Origin of the sequence: Thauera propionica (assembly GCF_002245655.1) — a bacterium.
Lineage (GTDB): Bacteria > Pseudomonadota > Gammaproteobacteria > Burkholderiales > Rhodocyclaceae > Thauera > Thauera propionica.
Map to the genome: position 1 here is coordinate 69,864 of NZ_NOIH01000003.1, position 18,159 is coordinate 88,022.

Consider the following 18,159-nt stretch of genomic DNA (forward strand, 5'->3'; position numbering starts at 1 on the left):
AACCAAGGAAAACAGGAGAATGGCACGCAAAATGCTTCAGAGACACTGCGTGCGTCGCTTGCCCGCAGCGGTGGTTTCAGGGGAACTGCAGAAACCCCAACCCATGGCAAGCGCGCTGAAAAACGGAATTCAGACCTCTGGAACTCAAAAAATGAAAAAGAACAAAATCGCCCTCGGGCTCGCTGCCTTGGCCGTTTCGGGATCCGCACTGGCTGCACCCGTCTTTAGCGACGAATTCAATCGCTCCAACGCCAACAACCTCGGCGGCGACTGGAGCGAGATCGAGCGTAATGGCAACGACGTCGCGATCAGCGGCAACGCCCTGCAGTTGCGTGACGACAACCGAGGCGTCGCCAGCGCTTCATCGCCGGACGCGGCGGCCACCTTCTCGGTGTCCACGCTAGGCCTGGAAGACCTGTTCCTGTCCTTCGCCTGGGCACCGCTGATAGCCTCCGAGGACGAGGACGTCCTCAACGTCAGCTGGCGGACCGGCGACAACGCCTGGACGAACATCTGGTCTTCCGGCTTGGGCGGCGACGGCGGGTGGAGCAGCGCGAATGTCGGGCTGGGAGCGTCTGCCGCAAATCTGGAGAGCATCGACATCCGGTTCTGGACGGATGTCGACCACTCGAGCATTCTCGAAGCACTCGCAGGTCTGATCAGTAATCCGCTCGCAAACGAAGGCGCACGGATCGACTGGATCAGCCTGACCGGAAATCCCATCCCTGTCGTGGAGGCCCCCCCGGTGTCCGGCTCGCAACCCGTTCCGGAACCGGCGACACTCGCCCTGCTCGGCCTCGGTCTCGCCGGCCTGGGCGCCCTGCGCCGCAAGCAGCGCGCTGCCTGACACCCGGGCTCCACGCAGGAAAACGGCGACCCGCGGGTCGCCGTTTTTCATGGTCGCGCCGGAAACGCTCAGCGCTTGAAGCGCTCCTCGGCGATGGCATCCGCCACTTCGCCGGTCGGTCGCTCCTCCTTGCGCGCACGCTCGAAGATCTCCATCAGGTTGTCCTCGATGCCCTCGATGTGCTTGATCAGCGCCGCACGGTCGAACCCGATGCGCTCGTGATACACGTCGATGATGCCACCGGCGTTGATGACGTAATCCGGCGCATACAGGATGCCGCGCTTCATCAGCTCGGCACCGTGACGGGCTTCGGCGAGCTGGTTGTTGGCGGCCCCGGCAACGACCTGCGCCTTCAGTTGCGGGATCGTGCTGTCGTTGAGGATGGCGCCGAGCGCGCAGGGCGCGAAGACGTCGACGTCGAGACCGAAGACCTCTTCCGGCGCGACCACGGTGGCGCCCAGCTCCTTGCCAGCCTGCAGCAGCGGCTCGCGGTGGATGTCGGTGACCCAGAGCTGCGCGCCTGCAGCCTTGAGCTGGCGGGCGAGGTCGAAGCCGACGTTGCCCACGCCCTGCACCGCGACGCGCAGGCCCTCTAGCGAATCGCGCCCGAGGCGCTCCTTCACCGCGGCCTTGATGCCGATGAAGGTGCCGTAGGCGGTGGCCGGCGAGGGGTCGCCGCTGCGCGTTCCCTGGTCGGAGGGCTTGTCGTGGATGCCGGCGACGTGGCGGGTGAACTGCGTCATGGTCTTCATGTCGACCACGCTGGTGCCGGAATCCTCGGCGGCAATGTAGCGGCCATTCAGCTGCTCCAGCGCACGGGCGAAGGCGGCGAGCAGCTCGGGCGTCTTCTGCGTGCGTGGGTTGCCGATGATGACGGACTTGCCGCCGCCGAGCTTCAGGTTGGCCATCGCCGACTTGTAGGTCATGCCGCGCGACAGGCGCAGCACATCGCGAATCGCCTCCTCCTCGGAGGCATACGGCCACATGCGGCAGCCGCCAAGCGCCGGACCGAGATTGGAATTGTGGACGGCGATGATCGCCTTCAGTCCGCTCTTGTCGTCGCTGACGAAGACGACCTGCTCGTGGTCGGCGAAGTCGCTCAGGGAAAATACGGCCATGTTGTGTCTCCTTCCTTGTGGGAACTTGGGTGTGAGCCGGCCCGCCGACACCGCTCGTGGCGGGCCGGTCAGGCGGCAGGGGTGAGAAAACGGGGGGGTCAGCCGGGGATGATCGCGATGGTCCGGCGCGTCTTGGTCGCCACCGGCACGCTGACCGGACGGCGTTGACGGAAGTCATCGAGCAGGGCCGCCTGGCGCTGGCGGGCGCTGGCGAGGTAGCGCTCGCGCACATGGCCGTAGCCGCGGATCTGGTCGGGGATGGCCGCCAGCTCGATCGCCGCCTCGTGGTTGCTGCGGTCGAGGTTGATGACGATCTCGTCGATCAGCCGCTCGTAGTCGGCAATCAGCTCGCGATCCAGCCTGCGGTCGTGGCTGCGAGCGAAGGGATCGAGCGCCGAACCGCGCAGGGAGCGGAACTTCGCCAGCGTGCGCATCGCCTTGAGCATCCACGGGCCGTAGGCCTTCTTCTTCAGCTCGCCGGTCTGCGGATCCTTGTCGGCCAGGGTCGGCGGTGCGAGGTGGAACACGAGCTTGTAATCGCCCTCGAACTGCTCCTCGACGCGCTTGAGGAAGTCGGTCTCGGTATAGAGGCGCGCCACCTCGTACTCGTCCTTGTACGCGAGCAGCTTGTAATAGCCGCGCGCGACCGCCTCGGTAAGCAGGGTGATGCCCGGCGCGACCTTCGCTTCCGCGGCACGCACGCGCTCGACCCGCTTGATGTAGCGCTCGGCGTAGGCGGCGTTCTGGTAGTCGGTGAGTCGGGCCTTGCGGCGGGCAATCACCTCGTCGACGCTGGTCGAGAGCTTGTGGTGGTCGGGCGTGCCGAACTGCGGCTTGGCGGCCTCGATCACCGCCTTCAGGTCCACCGCGGCGCGCCGGCCCCACAGGAAGGCGGCCTTGTTGGCCTCGACCGCGGCGCCGTTGATCTCGATCGCACGCTCGATCGCCTGCCGCGACAACGGCACCAGGCCGCGCTGCCAGGCATAGCCGAGCATGAACAGGTTGGTGGCGATCGAGTCGCCGAGCAGGTCGGTGGCGATGCGGGTGGCGTCGAGGAACTCGGCCTTGTCCGCACCGACCGCATCGACGATCTGCGCTTCCATCGAGGCCGCCGGGAACTGCGGATCCGGGTTGGCGCCGACGTTGCCGCTGCGCGCCTGGGCGGCGAAACCGCGCACGAACTCGCTGGTGTTGGTCTGGTCGCGGTTGATGACGACGCGGGTGAGGCCGTGCTGCATCTTGGCAAGCGACTCGTCGCTGGCCGCCACCACCAGGTCGCAGCCGATCACCGCGTTGGCCTCGCCGGCGGCGACGCGCGCGGCATGGAGCAATTCCTGGCAGTCGGCGATGCGCACATGCGACCACACTGCGCCACCCTTCTGCGCCAGACCCGCCATGTCGAGCACCGAGATGCCCTTGCCTTCGAGGTGGGCGGCCATGCCCAGCAGCGCGCCGATCGTCACCACGCCGGTGCCGCCAACGCCGGTGATCAGGATGCCCCAGGGCGCGGAGGTGGACGGCAGCTGCGGCTCGGGGAGTTCGCCCGCAAGACGGCCGCCGAGTGCGCTCGCGCCGCTGGCTTTGCCCTTTCTCAGCTTGCCGCCCTCTATGGTGACGAAGCTCGGGCAGAAGCCCTTCACGCAGGAATAGTCCTTGTTGCACGAGCTCTGGTCGATGAAGCGCTTGCGGCCGAATTCGGTCTCCACCGCGCCCACCGACATGCAGTTCGACCTGTCGCTGCAGTCGCCGCAGCCTTCGCACACATGGTCGTTGATGACCACGCGCTTGGCCGGGTCGGGGAACTTGCCGCGCTTGCGGCGGCGGCGCTTCTCGGCGGCGCAGGTCTGGTCGTAGATGATTGCGGTCACCGCCGGCACCGTGCGCAGTTCACGCTGCACGGCATCGAGTTCGTCGCGGTGGCGCACGCCGACGCCGTGCGGCAGGTCGGCCGGACCATAGGCGCGCGGCGTGCCGTCATTGACCACCACCACGGTGCCCACGCCCTCGGCGAGCAGTTGGCGGGCGATGATCGGCACCGACAGCGTGCCGTCATGCGGCTGGCCGCCCGTCATCGCCACCGCGTCGTTGTAGAGAATCTTGTAGGTGATGTTCACCTTCGCCGCCACCGCCGCGCGGATGGCGAGGATGCCCGAGTGCATGTAGGTGCCGTCGCCGAGGTTGGCGAACACATGCGGCGTGCTGGTAAACGGCGCCTGGCCAATCCAGGGCACGCCCTCGCCGCCCATCTGGCAGAAGGTCTGGGTATGCTCGGGCGACAGCCAGGTCGCCATGTAGTGGCAACCGATGCCGGCGATGGCGCGCGAACCTTCCGGTACCTTGGTCGAGGTGTTGTGCGGGCAGCCCGAGCAGTAGTGCGGCACACGCGCGATCGACAGCCGCGGCCTGGCGAGCGCGGCCTCCTTGGCCTCGATGAAGGCGAGCCGCGCCTTGATGCGGTCGGAGGTGTAGAAGCGCGCGATGCGGCCGGCGATGGCGCGCGCGATCATCGCCGGCGTGAGCTCGCCGGCGGCAGGCAGCAGCCAGTCGGCGTGCGGCAGGCTCCACTCGCCCTTCTCGTCGAACTTGCCGATCACGCGCGGCCGCACCTCGTCCTTCCAGTTGTAGAGCTCTTCCTTCAACTGGTACTCGAGGAACTGGCGCTTCTCCTCGATGACCAGGATCTCGTCGAGCCCCTCGGCGAACTGGCGCACACCTTCGGCTTCCAGCGGCCACACCATGCCGACCTTGTACAGACGCAGACCGATGGCCGCGGCCGTGTCCTCGTCGATGCCGAGGTCGTCCAGCGCCTGTCGCACGTCGAGGTAGCTCTTGCCACTGGTGATGATGCCCAGCTTCGCGTTCGGGCTGTCGATGACGGTGCGGTTGAGCCGGTTGAGCCGGCAGTAGGCAAGCGCGGCATAGAGCTTGTGGTGCAGCAGGCGCTTCTCCTGCACCAGCGGCGGATCGGGCCAGCGCAGATTCAGTCCGTCCTCAGGCAGCGGGAAGTCCGCTGCGCTCGGGATCAGCGTCTGCACCTGGAACGGATCGACATCCACCGACGACGACGTTTCCACCGTGTCGGTCAGCGCCTTGAACGCCACCCAGCAGCCCGAATAGCGCGACAGCGCAAAGCCGTGCAGGCCGTACTCCAGGTACTCCTGGATGCCGGCGGGCGCCAGCACCGGCATCATCAGGCCCTTGAACACATGCTCGGTCTGGTGCGGCAGCGTGGAGGACTTGGCGGCATGGTCGTCGCCGGCGATCACCAGCACGCCGCCGTGCTTCGAGGTGCCGGCAGCGTTGGCGTGGCGGAACACGTCGCCGGTGCGGTCGACGCCCGGGCCCTTGCCGTACCAGATCGAGAACACGCCGTCGTACTTCGCATTCGGGTCCAGATTGACCTGCTGCGTGCCCCACACCGAGGTCGCGGCGAGATCCTCGTTGAGCCCGGCCTGAAAGCGGATGTGCATCGGCTCGAGATACTTCTTCGCCTTCCAGAACTCCTGGTCGACGTTGCCGAGCGGTGAGCCGCGGTAACCGGTGACGAAGCCGGCGGTGTTGAGGCCGGCGGCTTCGTCGCGCAGCTTCTGCATCATCGGCAGGCGCACCAGGGCCTGGATGCCGGTCATCCAGGCGCGGCCGGACTTCAGCGTGTATTTGTCGTCGAGACTGACGGGGGGCAAGGTGTTCGGCATGGTGGCGTGAACCGCCAGCGGGTCCGCCGCCTTGCGCTTCTGGCGCATGCGACGGGTCCGGCGGCGTTGTCTCCTGTGTAGTTGATCTGGCACGCAGCCCTTGCGGGGCAACATGGCGGAATGCTACGGACAGGCGCCGGCAGAGACGTTTCTCCTTGCAGGCCGAATCGACGGAGAAAAAGAAAAATTTTTCTCTGGATCAGTAAATCTGTTCAGAAACCTTACGCTTCGCCTTCGGCGACACGACCCTCGTCTCTCGCCCCCAGCCAGACCAGCAGCTCGTCCAGCGGCATCGGTCGCGCGAACAGGTAGCCCTGCGCCTCGTCGCAGCCGAGCTCGAGCAGCGCCTCGAGCTGGCCTTCGGTCTCCACACCCTCGGCAACGACCTTCATGCCCAGCTGGTGTCCCAGCGGCACGATCAGCCGTGCGATGCGCGCCCCGCGGCGGTCGGTCTCGAGGTGATCGACGAAGCTGCGATCGATCTTGATGCGGTCGGCAGGCAGCTGGTCGAGATATGACAGCGACGAGAAGCCAGTGCCGAAGTCGTCGATGGCGACGGCCACCTTGCGCGAACGGACCTCGTCGAGGACGGAGACGACGCGGTCCATGCCCATCAGCGCCACGGACTCGGTCACCTCCAGCTCCAGCCGCCGGGGATCGACGCCCTTGCTCGCGAGTGCCCTGTCGAGGTCGGCGACAAACTCGGGCTGGGCGAACTGGACGGCGGAGACATTCACCCCCATCCGTATGTCGCCGAAGCCCGCCTTGTCCAGTTCCTGCACTGCGCTCAATGCCGTGCGCAAGGCCCAGGCCCCCAGCCCCACGATGAGCCCCGATTGTTCGGCCACCGGGATGAAGCGATCGGGCGGGATCAGCGAGCCATCCTCGGCGCGCCAGCGCATCAGCGCCTCGACCCCCACCGTGCGCCGGGTGCGCAGGTCGAGCTTGGGCTGATAGACGATGAACAGCCGGTCGTGGTCGAAGGCGCGGTGCAGCCCCTGCAGCAACCGGGTCCGGTCCTTCGCATCGGCACCCAGCGCGTGCGTGTAGTACTCCACCCGGCCGTTGCCCTGTGCCTCCGCCCGCTTGAGCGCGATGAAAGCCTGCTCGATCAGTTCCGGCGCGCAGGACACCTGCACCTCGTCGCAGCGGACCACGCCAATCGAGGCGGACAAACGCCGCGGCACGCCCCCGATCTCGAAGGCCTCCTGGAACACCGCCTTGAGGGCATCCGGCGTCACGTCCTCGTCGCGGCCGAGCACGCCGAAGGTGTTCCCACCCAGCCGCGCAACATAGGCAAAGCCGCCGAGCTGCAACTCGAAGCGCCGCGCCAGTGCCACCAGCAGGGCGTCACCGTAGCGATAGCCCAGCATGTCGTTGGTCTCGCCGAAGTGATCGATGTCCACCTTCGCCAGCACCATGCCCTTCATCCGCCCCTCGGCCAGCAGCTCATCGACGTACTCGATGAAGGCGGTGCGGTTGGGCAGCCCCAGCATGCGGTCGACATAGGCTAGCTCACGCATGCGACGCACCAGGGACACGTTGCTCGCACACAGGGCGATATTCGTACAGAAGATCTCCAGCAGTTCGCGGTCGACTTCCTTCAGTGGCGTCCGGGCGCCGATGTAGGCGGCGAAATCCTGGCTGGCCGCGCCATGGAAATACAGCGTCACGCTGTGCGAATCCACCACGCTCTTGCGGCTGCGCAGGGACGCGTTCAGGTTGTCGACGATGTGCGGCTCGTCGATCTCGCCGATCGCGCGCGCCATCAGATGCCGGAAGCGTCCTGCCGCGGCGATCACGACGAAGTTCGCCCCGGCCTCGCTGGCGACATCGTCAGCGTTGGCACCGGCACACACGACGCCCTCGGGCTCCACCCCGAGCAGTGCCGCGATCTGGGTGATGACCCCCTCGGCGAAGGACTGCATGCCCTGCTCGGCGATGAACTGGTTGCTCGCGGCAATGATCTGTTCCAGGCCGCGCCGGCTGGCCTCGAGCTTGCGCAACTGCTCGTAGGAGCGCACGGCCGTGGTCAGGCTGGCGTACAGGCGGTGGCGGGTAAGCTCGCTCTTGGTCTTGTAGTCGTTGATGTCGTAGGCACGGATCGTTTCCAGCTCGGGCGCCTGCCCCGGCTGCCCGGTGCGCAGGATGATGCGCAGGTTGTGCAGCCCGAGTTCGTTGCGGATCGTCTCGACCATGCGCAGGCCCGCGTCGTCGGTTTCCATCACCACGTCCAGCAGCGCCACCGCAACGTCGGTCTCGCGGCGCAACAGCGCCACCCCCTCGGCCGCGCTCATCGCATGCAGGAGTTCGACCGGTCGCCCGGCAAGCTCGAGCGAATTCAGCGCGAACGCCGTGGTCTCATGCACGTCGGCATCGTCATCCACGACGAGGATCCGCCACGCCGGCCCACCGTCGCCGCGGGACGCCTGATCGCTGCCGGATTCGGGCTGATCGTCGAGGATCAGGACAAGGTCGTCATTTGACATGTTCGGCTCGTCGGAGGAATGGCCGCCTTGGCAGGCCGGGATTCTTGATCGGTATATTTGATCAATACGCAACAACTCGTTGCTTTTGTCAAATATTACATTCAACCTCGGCGTTGTTCAGTGCGAAATTCCACACCCCTCTACAGTCAGGCCAGCCGAGTGGCCTATCATTCGCCCCCCGCCAATCGCGGAATTTTTTTCCGCGATCCAGCCCAGCCGTCGAAATATCAGAAAAACTTTTCCGCCCATAATCATTACCATTCACCCTCCCCGTCGGCACACCCTGCCCGCCGGGGTCCGAGCCGCGCCAAGAGTGCGGCGGACCAAAAATGAGGAGACGCACCGCAAATGAAACCTGCTGTCCACAAGCAAGCCGCCTTCGTCGACACCCTGCCGATGCCCGCCCGCAACCAGCCGGAGGCGCGCTGAGATGTCATCCGTCACCACGACCGCACACGCCCAATGGTCCTCGCGGATGGGCTTCGTGCTCGCCGCCACCGGCTCCGCCGTCGGCCTCGGCAACATCTGGAAGTTTCCCTACATGGTCGGCCAGAGCGGTGGCGCCGCCTTCGTGCTGGTCTACCTGGCCTGCATCGCGCTGATCGGCGTGCCCATCCTGGTCTCCGAGTGGATGATCGGCCGCCGCGGCCAGAAGAACCCGATCAACACCATGTCCCAGCTCGCGCACCAGCACGGGCACACCCGCAACTGGGCGCTGGTGGGGGCAGTCGGCGTGCTCGCCGCCTTCCTCATCCTGTCGTTCTACTCGGTCATCGGCGGCTGGTCGCTGGCCTACATCCGCGACGCCGCAACCGGCAGCTTCAGCGGCCTGGATAAGGCCGGGGTTGCAGCCATCTTCGAAGGCTTCCTCGCCCGCCCCAGTGAACTGCTGAGCTGGCACACCGTGTTCATGGCGCTGACCATGATCATCGTCGCCATGGGCGTGTCGTCGGGCCTGGAGCGCGGCAGCAAGGTGATGATGCCGGCACTGGCGCTGATCCTGGTCGTGCTGGTCGGCTACGGCATGACGACCGGCAGCTTCGGGCAGGCGGTGACCTATCTGTTCAACCCGGACTGGAGCAAGCTTGATGGCGGCGTTCTGCTCGCCGCGCTCGGCCACGCCTTCTTCACCCTGTCGCTGGGCATGGGCATCATGATGGCCTACGGCTCCTATCTGGGCGAAGACGTCAACCTGCTGCGCACCGCGCGCACGGTCGTGATCATGGACACCGTGTTCGCGCTATGTGCCGGTCTGGCGATTTTCCCGATCGTCTTTGCCAACGGCCTCGACCCAGCCGCCGGCCCGGGCCTGGTGTTCGTGACGCTGCCACTGGCCTTCGGCAACATCAGCGGCGGCCTGATTCTCGGCACCCTGTTCTTCCTGCTGCTGACCTTCGCCGCGCTGACCTCGTCGATCTCGCTGCTGGAACCGGTGGTGGAACTGCTGGAAGAGCGTACGCCGATGAACCGCGTCACCTCGACCATCGTCGCCGGCGTGACGATCTGGGCACTGGGCATCGCGGCCCTGCTGTCGTTCAACCTGTGGGGCGACGTCAAACTCGCAGGCCTCAACATCTTCGACCTGCTCGACTACCTGACCAGCAAGTTCATGCTCCCGCTGGCAGGCCTCGGCGCCATCGTGTTCGCCGCGTGGAAGCTGGAGCAGAACAGCGTGAAGCAGGAGTTGAACCTGGGCAACACCGGCTTTGCCGTGTGGTCGATCCTGGCGCGCTACGTGGCGCCGCTGGGCGTGCTGTACGTGTTCTGGAACAACCTGTAATCAGTCGATCACGGACGGCCCTGCCCGCCTTACAGCGGCAGGGCCGTTTCGTTCTTGATCTCGCGCAGCGCCACCGCCGAATGGGTGACGTCGATTTCGGGGATCTTGAGCAGGAAGTTGTGCATGAAGAGCGACAGCGCCTCGAGGTTCGGCAGGTAGAGCTTGAGCAGGCAGTCGGTCTCGCCCAGCAGCTCATAGCATTCGACGACCTCCTCGCAGGCCTTCACCACCCGCTCGAAGCGGTCGAGCACGTCGGCGCTGTGCTGCTTGAGCTTCACCCGCACCCATACACAGGTGCCCAGCCCCACCTTGTGGCGATCGACCAGCGCCACGTAGCCGCGGATGACGCCCGCCTCCTCCATCTCGCGCACCCGCCGCCAGCACGGCGTCGCCGACATACCCACCTTCTCGGACAAGGCCTGGGTACTGAGGGTCGAATCTTTCTGCAACAGCGTCAGGATGTTGCGCTGCGCCTGGTCGAGTTTCATGTCTCCCATCCCTCGAGGATGCGGCCGGTGGCCATGTCGTTATCGCGTGCAGCCTGAATCGGCCACCGCTTGGGCGGCGGCCGCAGTGCCCGCTTAAAGCACCTTCAGCAGTTCGACTTCGAACACCAGCGTCGCGTTGGGCGGAATCACGCCGCCGGCGCCGCGCGCGCCGTAGCCCAGCTCGGGCGGAATCGTCAGCTTGCGCTTGCCGCCTTCCTGCATGCCCTGCACGCCTTCGTCCCAGCCACGGATGACATGGCCGGCACCGAGCGGGAAGTTGAAGGGGTCGTTGCGATCCTTGGACGAATCGAACTTGCGGCCGTCGGTCAGCCAGCCGGTGTAATGCACCGACACCATCTTGCCCTTCACGGCGGTCTCGCCGGTGCCGACTTCGATGTCGTCGATGACGAGGCCGCTGGCGGTGGTGGTCTGGGTCATGCGCGTCTCCTGCTCGTGAGGTAAAGACCGCGATTCTACCTGCCGTCGCGGCGACGGCGCTCGCCGAACTTGGCGCGGAACTTCGCGATCTTGGGCGCCACGACGTACTGGCAGTAGGGCTGGTCGGTGTTGTGCGCGTAGTAATCGTGATGTTCCGGCTCGGCCGGCCAGAACGCCGGCGCGCGCTCGACCTTGGTCACGATGGCCTTCGGGAACACACGCAGCTCGCCCAGTTCCTCGATCAACGCCAGGGCAGTGTGCAACTGGTCGTCGCTGGTAACGAAGATCGCCGAACGATACTGCGGCCCGACATCGTTACCCTGGCGGTCGACCGTGGTCGGGTCGTGAATGGTGAAGAAGATCTCCAGCAGTTCACGGTAGCCAACCACGACTGGATCGAAATCGATCTTCACCACTTCGGCATGCCCCGTACCTCCGGTGCAAACGGCGCGGTAGGAGGGGGCGTCGACGTGGCCGCCGCAATAGCCCGAAGTCACGGCATGGACGCCCTCGACCTCGCGGAACACGGCCTCGAGGCACCAGAAGCAGCCACCGCCCAGGATGGCGGTCTCAAGAGCGGGGGACGATTGCAATTCGGTCATCTTGCTTTGACTCCAAGGGTGATCGGTCTGCTGCACAGACCGCGGCCTGACGCATTCATTCCCCGCCCGCTGCAGGCGCCGGGCCGGCAGGCTCAACGGAAGGAGAAGCTGTAGTACAGGTCGAGCGAGTTGTCGGTGCCGCCGCGCGCAACCAGCGACAGGCGGCGCGACAGCTGGTAGCTGAGCTTGACCAGCGTTTCGGCGCCGCCCAGGCTCTGCTCGAAGGACAGGAACAGGTCGGTGCCGAGGCGCTTGCCCAGGCTCAGCACCTGGCCGGAGACAGAGGGCCCGCTGGCGATCGTCGAGCCGCCGCCGACCACCCGGCTGGTCGCGGCGCGCGAGGTGCTGTTGAGTTCGCCCTGACCGATCGAGAAGCTGTCGAAGCCGAGGCTGCGCGACAGTTCGTCGGTCATGCCGCCGCCCGGTCCGCCCAGCAGCGCCTGCGCCGCCGGCAGCAGCAGGCCGAGGTCGGCGCCCGCGCCGGCATCCGGCGCACGGCCGAGCACGATCCACGACAGTTTCTCCGGGTCGGGCACGTTCGGCTCGGACACCAGCCGCACCTGCGGCCGCTTGGCGCTGCCAGTGACAGCGACGCCGGCTTCCACCGCCAATCCCTTGCGCAGCGCGACGATGTTGAGGCCAGGCGCGTCGAGCGCCCCCTGGAAGTTGACCACGCCACGATCGATGACGAGGTTCTGCCCATAGCCGCGATAGCTGCCGCCAACCGTGGAGATGGTGCCGACGGCCGACAGCGCCTGACCGGGACGCAGGCGCAAGCGCAGATCGCCCGCCAGCCGTGTCTCCAGCCCCATCGCCGACAGGTAGAGCGCGTCGCCCAAGCCGACGCGCACGTCCGCCTCGACCGCAAAGGTGCCGCTGCGCACCTCGTCGCGACCAAGGACGACGACGTCGTCCGACAGGCTCGGTGGCAGCGTCTCGGCGAGCTCGATGTAGCCGGCATCGGCACGGAAGTCCGCATCGAGCGTGAGCGAGTTCCAGCTGCTGTGTGCCGTGCCCTGGCCAGAAAGGATCATCCAGCGATCGTCGCGCTGCAGCAGCGGCAAGCGGTCAGCGGCAAAGCGGAAGCTGCCCGCACCGCTGTCGAGCAGCACCTCGCCGCTGGCGGTGAAGCGGCCGGGCTCGGTGGTGAGGCGTTCGAAGGGAATGCGGCTCTCGCGCGGACGCACGCGATTCGGCGACACGAAGGCGAGGCGTTCCAGCCGCACCCGGTCGCTGTCAAAGCTGGCGGTGAACTCGCCCCCCGACAGGATCAGCCCCTGGTCGACGAGCGCCACTTGCAGCTCTCGGCCGTCGAGGCGGCCGCTGGCAAGCGGCGCATCGAGCGTGCCGGCCAGCTCGATCCGCCCCTGCAGCCGGCCTGCGGTCTCCACGTTCTCGCGCATCAGCCGGCCAAGCCAGGTGATGGACGGCATGTCGAGCTCGGCCGCGCCGGACAAGGCCGTGTCCGGCGGCAGCGTCCACTGACCCTCGGCCGTGCGCCGCGCGCGCAGCGCGGCATTGGCCTGCACACGGCCGAACTCGCTGCCGCGCGCATCGGCAGTCAGCGCCAGAAGGTCGCCGCGTGCGCTGAGCACTGCCTCCAGCGCCTCCAGTCCGAGCCGGGTGCGGATCTCGCCCTCGACCGTCAGGTCGCCGGCCTCGCGGAACACGCGCAGCTGGCCGTCGAGCGTGTCGCCCATTGACAGGTCCCAGCTGGCGCCCAGCACCAGCGGTCCGGGACCGCGCCGGGGGCGGCCGTCGGGCCGCGAAACGAGACCGAAGCTGAGCCCGGTCAGCGAGCCGCGCGCGACCGACTTCCGCGGCGACCAGCTCGTCTCGTCCAGGCGGATGCGGCCGTTGTCGCCGGCACTCAGCTCCGCGGCACCGAGACTGACCGCAGTCGGGGACAGGGACAGGCGCGCGGGCGCGACGAGACGCGACACGAAGCGGCCCGCCGTCTCGAGCGCCCTGAGTTCGCCCACCCAACGCGGCCCCGGCTGCCCCTGCGTCACCTGCTCCAACCCGCCCTGCAACCCCAGAGCCAGACTGTCCGCTCCCTCGTCGCGCGCGGGCGTCTGCAGCACGACCTCCAGTTCGTGCCGGGCGCGCGTACCGGATGCGGAGACGCGCGCGCTGGCCAGCCAGTCTGGCAAGGCGACACCGTCGCCGTCCGTACCCAACGGCCCCAGCCCGGTCAGCCCGGCCGATAGCTGGAACGGCCCGTCGGCGCCGGCCTCCAGGCGGGCCGCACCGTTTACGCCGAGCAGGCGCACGCTGCCCGGCAGACGCAAGGCCTCGCCGAAGAACTGCAGTTCGCCGGCCGGCACGGCCAGCGTGCCACGCAGCCGGCCGGTCGCGCCAGCGCGCCCCCCGAGGCCGTGACCGAGCGCATCGAGTCGCGACGCATCGAGCGCAAGGTTCAGCGCATCGCCTGGCCCGCCCCAGGCGCCATCCGCGCGCAGGGTGTTGCCGGCAAGTTGCAGGTCAAGCTCGAGCTCCGGCAGGCGCGTGCCCTCGACGCGCACACGGCCCTTTCCATCCAGCGCCAGGCCCTCGAGCCGGCTGTCGGGGATGCTGAAGGTCGCCGCCAGCGTGCGAGGCAGGCCGCCTTGCTCGGCCAGCTCGCCCGACGCGTCGAGATCGAGATTCAACTGTGCCTGCGGCGCATCGGCCAGCCACGCACGCGGATCGAGCTTACGCACGGCGGCGTTGAGCATGAAGCTGCGCAGCGGTTCGCCCGCCGTGCTGCCGTCAGTACCCGCCTCGGCATTCACCGCGCTCAACTCGGCGCGGGCATCGATTCGCGCCGCCCCGAGCGCCAGAGCCAACACAGCCTGCTGGCGCTGTGCATCGCCTTCGGCGTCGACGCGGCCAGCCAGTTGCTGTCGCGGCAGGCGTCCATCCAGGCTGCGCATGTCGATGCCCGCCAGCTCGAGCGCCGCGGCAAGCTGGCCGAAGCCACTCTGCAGCGCGCTTTCTCCGGTCGCAGCCCGCGGCGGGCGCCATTGCAGGTGACCGCTGACGCGCCCTTCCCCCGGCAGACGGATGTCGAGCGCATCGACCGCGATCGCCGCCTGCGTCCAATCGAGGATGCCCGCCAGCGAAACGAGGGGAAGCCCCCCGGCGTCCGCCGTCGCCGGGCTGCGGTTCGTCAGGCGGATGGGGCCGGCGAGCAAGGTCGCCGTACCCTCGACCGCGGCGAGCTCGGCCTTGATGCTCAGGGCGGCACGCGGTGCGCCGGCGACGAACACGGCAGGGTCGAGCTCCCCGGCGGCAAGCTTGAGTGCGCGCAGCGGCATGTGTTCGAACGGCGCAGCGCGCAGCTCCGCATGCGCGGTCAGCCCTTCCGCGGAAGCCTCCGCCACGATCCGCGGCGCCAGCAAGGTCTCGCCAACGGTGAGACGGGCCTCGAATGCACGGCCATCAAGCTCCCCGTCGAAGCGGCCGCTGGCTTCCAGCGCGAAGGGTGCAAGGCCGTCGATACGGCCGTCGACCATAAGTCGTCCCTGCGGCAGCGTCACATTCAGCGCGCGCAGCGCATGCCGGCGGCCATCGCTGTCGATCGCGGCGCGCAGATCGGCCAGCCAGAAACCCTGCCCGGCGGCGGTTTCCACCGCAGCCTCCACGGTATCGGCCGCGTTGCGCATGGTGTCTGCCGCCTCGTCGAGCTGCCGCGCCGCATCGGTGACGACATCGCTCGCCGCCTCTCCCGACGAGCCGGGGCCAGTGCCTATTTGCCGCAGGTCGAAGCGGCCCAGCGTCAGGGAACGCACCTCTACCTGCAGCGGCAGTTGCAGGTCGTCGGGCGGCGTCGGCGCTTCAGCCGGGGCCTCATCGCTGCGGCGGGCGAGCTCGATGCGCGCCACGCCGAGCCGGTCGACCACCAGCCGGCGCTGCAGCAGGGGCGCGGCATGCCAGTCCAGCTCTAGCGCCTCGAGGTTTAGTCGCAGGTCAGGCGTGTGATAGCGCAGCGCATCGATCCGCAGCGGACCCAGGATGCGACCCTGCGCGCCATCAATGCGCAGCGCGCCGCCGGTCGCGCGCTGCGCCAAGGCTACTGCGGCGTCCAGCCCTGGGCGCGTGCCGAGCAGCCAGGCCGCCCCTCCGACCACGACGGCCAGCACCAGCACGAAGACAAGCGCCACGGCCCGCCACGGGCGAAGGCGCCGCGCCTGACGCTGCGGCTCGCGCTCGGACCTGCGCCCAGCCGGCGTCGGCTCGTCGTTCATCAGGCGCCCCGAAGCGCTGTGAGGCCCGGCTCAGCCGAACAGGGCGCGCAGGCCCTCGCCCGGATCCTCGGCGCGCATGAAGGCCTCGCCGACGAGGAAGGTTTGCACCGTGTTGTCCCGCATGAGGCTCACGTCCTCGGGCCTGAGGATGCCCGATTCCGTGACGACTATGCGACCCGCTGCGCCGGTGGCGATGCGCGGCAGCAGGTCGAGCGTCGTCTGCAGCGAGACCTCGAAGGTGCGCAGGTTGCGGTTGTTGATGCCGATCAGCGGCGTCTGCAGTTGCAGCGCCTGCTCGAGCTCGGCCGCGTCATGCACCTCGACCAGCACTGACATGCCAAGCGCGATGGCGATCTGCTCCATGTCGCGCATCAGCGGCAGTTCGAGGCAGGCCGCGATCAGCAGGATGGCGTCCGCCCCCATCGCACGCGCCTCGAACACCTGATAGGGGTCGACGAGGAAATCCTTGCGCAGGACCGGCAGGTTGCACGCAGCGCGCGCCGCCTGAAGGTACTCGGGCGCCCCCTGAAAGAACGGACGGTCGGTGAGCACCGACAGGCAGGCGGCACCGGCCCGCTCGTAGGACGCGGCGATGTCGGCCGGCCGGAAGTCAGCGCGGATCACGCCCTTGGACGGGCTAGCCTTCTTGATCTCGGCGATCACTGCCGCGCGCCCGCCCGCATGCTTGGCGCGGATGGCACCGACGAAATCGCGCACGGCAGGGGCAGCCTCGGCATCGTCGCGGATGACGGTGAGCGGCCTCGCTGCGGATGCGGCCGCAACCTCCTCGACCTTGACCGCGCAGATCTTCTTCAGGATGTCGCTCATTGCGCACTCCGGAACTGCTGGGTGAAGCGCACGAACTCGTCGAGCTTGGCGCGGGCGGCACCGCTGGAGATGACTTCGCGCGCACGCTGGATGCCGTCGCCGATGGAATCGACGAGGTTGGCCGCGTACAGGGCCACGCCAGAATTGAACACGACAATGTCGCGCGCGGGCCCCGGTTGGTTGTCGAGCACGCCGAGCAACACATCGCGCGACTCGTCGGCATTCTCGACGCGCAGGTTGCGGCTGCTGGCCATCGGGATGTCGAAGTCCTCGGGGTGGATCTCGTACTCGCTGACCTGGCCGTTCTTGAGCTCGCCGACCAGGGTCGCACCGCCGAGGCTGACCTCATCCATGCCGTCCAGCCCATGCACGACCAGCACGTGGTTGGCGCCGAGGCGCTGCATCACGCGCGCCTGAATGCCGACGAGATCGGGATGAAACACGCCCATCAGCGTGTTCGGCGCACCGGCGGGATTGGTCAGCGGGCCGAGGATGTTGAACAGCGTGCGCACACCCATCTCGCGCCGCACCGGGGCGACGTTCTTCATCGCGCTATGGTGGGCCGGGGCATACATGAAACCGATGCCGGTGGCCTCGATGCACTCGGCAACCTGGGCCGGCGTGAGGTCGAGATTGACGCCGAGCGCCTCGATGACGTCGGCCGCGCCGGACTTCGACGACACCCCGCGCCCACCATGCTTGGCGACACGGGCGCCGGCCGCGGCGGCGACGAAGATCGTCGTGGTGGAGATGTTGAAGGTGTTGGCGCCGTCACCGCCGGTGCCGACGACGTCGAGGAAGTGATCGTGCGGCGGCCTGACCTCGACCTTGGTCGACATCTCGCGCATCACCGTGGCGGCGGCGGTGATCTCGCCGATGGTCTCCTTCTTGACGCGCAGGCCGGTGAGGATGGCTGCGGTCATGACCGGCGACACTTCGCCGGCCATGATCTGGCGCATCAGCGACAGCATCTCGTCGAAGAAGATCTCGCGATGCTCGATCGTGCGTTGCAGGGCTTGCTGGGGGGTGATCGTCGTGTGCATGGTGTCGTCCGGCATCAGGCGACGGCAGCGGCGCTGCGGTCGAGGAAGTTGCGCAGCAGGTCGTGGCCGCGCTCGGTCAGGATCGATTCGGGGTGGAACTGCACGCCCTCGACGTCCAGCGTCTTGTGGCGCACGCCCATGATTTCGCCGTCCTCGGTCCAGGCGGTAATTTCCAGACAATCCGGCAGGCTCTCGCGTTCAATCGCCAGCGAGTGATAGCGGGTGCAGGTGAGCGGATTGGGCAGCCCGCGGAACACGCCGACGTCCTTGTGATGCACCGGCGAGGTCTTGCCGTGCATCAGCTTCCGCGCATGCACGATGCGCCCGCCGAAGGCCGCGCCGATGCTCTGGTGGCCAAGACAGACACCGAGGATGGGCAGCTTGCCGGCGAAGGCCTTGATGGCCTGCACCGAAATGCCGGCTTCTGCGGGCGAGCACGGTCCGGGCGAGATGACGAGCTGGTCTGGCTTCATCGCCTCGATCTGCTCGAGGGTGATCTCGTCGTTGCGATACACCTTCACATTGGCGCCCAGTTCGCCGAAGTACTGCACCAGGTTGTAGGTGAAGCTGTCGTAGTTGTCGATCATCAGCAGCATCTCGCG

At 67.5% G+C, this 18,159-nt stretch carries 12 protein-coding genes; 2 read left to right on the top strand and 10 right to left on the bottom strand.

The genetic code is table 11. The features are described 5' to 3' along the window. The first annotated feature begins 103 nt into the window (after positions 1–103). Complete coding sequence (locus tag CGK74_RS19105) at positions 104–847, top strand: PEP-CTERM sorting domain-containing protein (protein WP_240498592.1); 744 nt, start codon at positions 104–106, stop codon at positions 845–847. Positions 848–915: 68 nt separating this feature from the next. Here CGK74_RS19105 and CGK74_RS01755 read toward each other — a convergent pair whose 3' ends face one another. From CGK74_RS01755 to CGK74_RS01765, 3 genes are all read right to left on the bottom strand, one after another. After that, positions 916–1,965 carry a Glu/Leu/Phe/Val dehydrogenase dimerization domain-containing protein gene (locus CGK74_RS01755; protein ID WP_094266812.1) on the bottom strand — a complete coding sequence of 350 codons (1,050 nt, stop codon included), beginning with the start codon at positions 1,963–1,965 and terminating at the stop codon, positions 916–918. 98 nt (positions 1,966–2,063) lie between these two features. Further along, positions 2,064–5,660, bottom strand: a complete 3,597-nt coding sequence (locus CGK74_RS01760; protein ID WP_094267405.1) for an indolepyruvate ferredoxin oxidoreductase family protein — start codon at positions 5,658–5,660, stop codon at positions 2,064–2,066. A gap of 221 nt (positions 5,661–5,881) precedes the next feature. Continuing rightward, positions 5,882–8,149: a GGDEF/EAL domain-containing response regulator gene (locus CGK74_RS01765; RefSeq protein ID WP_094266813.1), complete on the bottom strand. Its 2,268-nt coding sequence runs from the start codon at positions 8,147–8,149 to the stop codon at positions 5,882–5,884. Between the two features lie 430 nt (positions 8,150–8,579). On the opposite strand from CGK74_RS01765, the gene CGK74_RS01770 reads away from it, so the two are divergent. Further along, a complete protein-coding gene (locus CGK74_RS01770; protein ID WP_094266814.1) occupies positions 8,580–9,929 on the top strand; it encodes a sodium-dependent transporter in 1,350 nt (449 codons plus the stop codon). 29 nt (positions 9,930–9,958) lie between these two features. Here CGK74_RS01770 and CGK74_RS01775 read toward each other — a convergent pair whose 3' ends face one another. From CGK74_RS01775 to CGK74_RS01805, 7 genes are all read right to left on the bottom strand, one after another. Then, positions 9,959–10,417, bottom strand: coding sequence for an Lrp/AsnC family transcriptional regulator (locus CGK74_RS01775; RefSeq protein ID WP_004254091.1), 459 nt, complete (start codon positions 10,415–10,417; stop codon positions 9,959–9,961). 93 nt (positions 10,418–10,510) lie between these two features. Beyond that, positions 10,511–10,855 carry an FKBP-type peptidyl-prolyl cis-trans isomerase gene (locus CGK74_RS01780; protein ID WP_094266815.1) on the bottom strand — a complete coding sequence of 115 codons (345 nt, stop codon included), beginning with the start codon at positions 10,853–10,855 and terminating at the stop codon, positions 10,511–10,513. A gap of 35 nt (positions 10,856–10,890) precedes the next feature. Continuing rightward, positions 10,891–11,457, bottom strand: coding sequence for a peptide-methionine (S)-S-oxide reductase MsrA (msrA, locus tag CGK74_RS01785; protein ID WP_094266816.1), 567 nt, complete (start codon positions 11,455–11,457; stop codon positions 10,891–10,893). 92 nt (positions 11,458–11,549) lie between these two features. After that, positions 11,550–15,686, bottom strand: a complete 4,137-nt coding sequence (locus CGK74_RS01790) for a translocation/assembly module TamB domain-containing protein (protein WP_094266817.1) — start codon at positions 15,684–15,686, stop codon at positions 11,550–11,552. Positions 15,687–15,716: 30 nt separating this feature from the next. Next, positions 15,717–16,514, bottom strand: a complete 798-nt coding sequence (trpC, locus tag CGK74_RS01795) for an indole-3-glycerol phosphate synthase TrpC (RefSeq protein ID WP_094266818.1) — start codon at positions 16,512–16,514, stop codon at positions 15,717–15,719. Next, positions 16,511–17,557 (bottom strand): anthranilate phosphoribosyltransferase, encoded by a 1,047-nt coding sequence (gene trpD / locus CGK74_RS01800; RefSeq protein WP_094267406.1) that lies wholly within the window; start codon positions 17,555–17,557, stop codon positions 16,511–16,513. Before trpD ends, trpC begins: the two co-directional genes overlap by 4 nt. 14 nt (positions 17,558–17,571) lie before the next feature. Next, positions 17,572–18,153, bottom strand: a complete 582-nt coding sequence (locus CGK74_RS01805; protein ID WP_094266819.1) for an aminodeoxychorismate/anthranilate synthase component II — start codon at positions 18,151–18,153, stop codon at positions 17,572–17,574. Positions 18,154–18,159: the final 6 nt, after the last annotated feature.

Bases quoted from the DNA above. Each gene is read 5' to 3' on its own strand.
- msrA (WP_094266816.1), bottom strand. From the start codon at position 11,457: ATGACCGAATTGCAATCGTCCCCCGCTCTTGAGACCGCCATCCTGGGC.
- CGK74_RS01760 (WP_094267405.1), bottom strand. From the start codon at position 5,660: ATGCCGAACACCTTGCCCCCCGTCAGTCTCGACGACAAATACACGCTG.
- trpC (WP_094266818.1), bottom strand. From the start codon at position 16,514: ATGAGCGACATCCTGAAGAAGATCTGCGCGGTCAAGGTCGAGGAGGTT.
- CGK74_RS01780 (WP_094266815.1), bottom strand. From the start codon at position 10,855: ATGACCCAGACCACCACCGCCAGCGGCCTCGTCATCGACGACATCGAA.
- CGK74_RS01770 (WP_094266814.1), top strand. From the start codon at position 8,580: ATGTCATCCGTCACCACGACCGCACACGCCCAATGGTCCTCGCGGATG.
- CGK74_RS01775 (WP_004254091.1), bottom strand. From the start codon at position 10,417: ATGAAACTCGACCAGGCGCAGCGCAACATCCTGACGCTGTTGCAGAAA.
- CGK74_RS19105 (WP_240498592.1), top strand. From the start codon at position 104: ATGGCAAGCGCGCTGAAAAACGGAATTCAGACCTCTGGAACTCAAAAA.
- trpD (WP_094267406.1), bottom strand. From the start codon at position 17,557: ATGCACACGACGATCACCCCCCAGCAAGCCCTGCAACGCACGATCGAG.
- CGK74_RS01790 (WP_094266817.1), bottom strand. From the start codon at position 15,686: ATGAACGACGAGCCGACGCCGGCTGGGCGCAGGTCCGAGCGCGAGCCG.
- CGK74_RS01755 (WP_094266812.1), bottom strand. From the start codon at position 1,965: ATGGCCGTATTTTCCCTGAGCGACTTCGCCGACCACGAGCAGGTCGTC.
- CGK74_RS01805 (WP_094266819.1), bottom strand. From the start codon at position 18,153: ATGCTGCTGATGATCGACAACTACGACAGCTTCACCTACAACCTGGTG.
- CGK74_RS01765 (WP_094266813.1), bottom strand. From the start codon at position 8,149: ATGTCAAATGACGACCTTGTCCTGATCCTCGACGATCAGCCCGAATCC.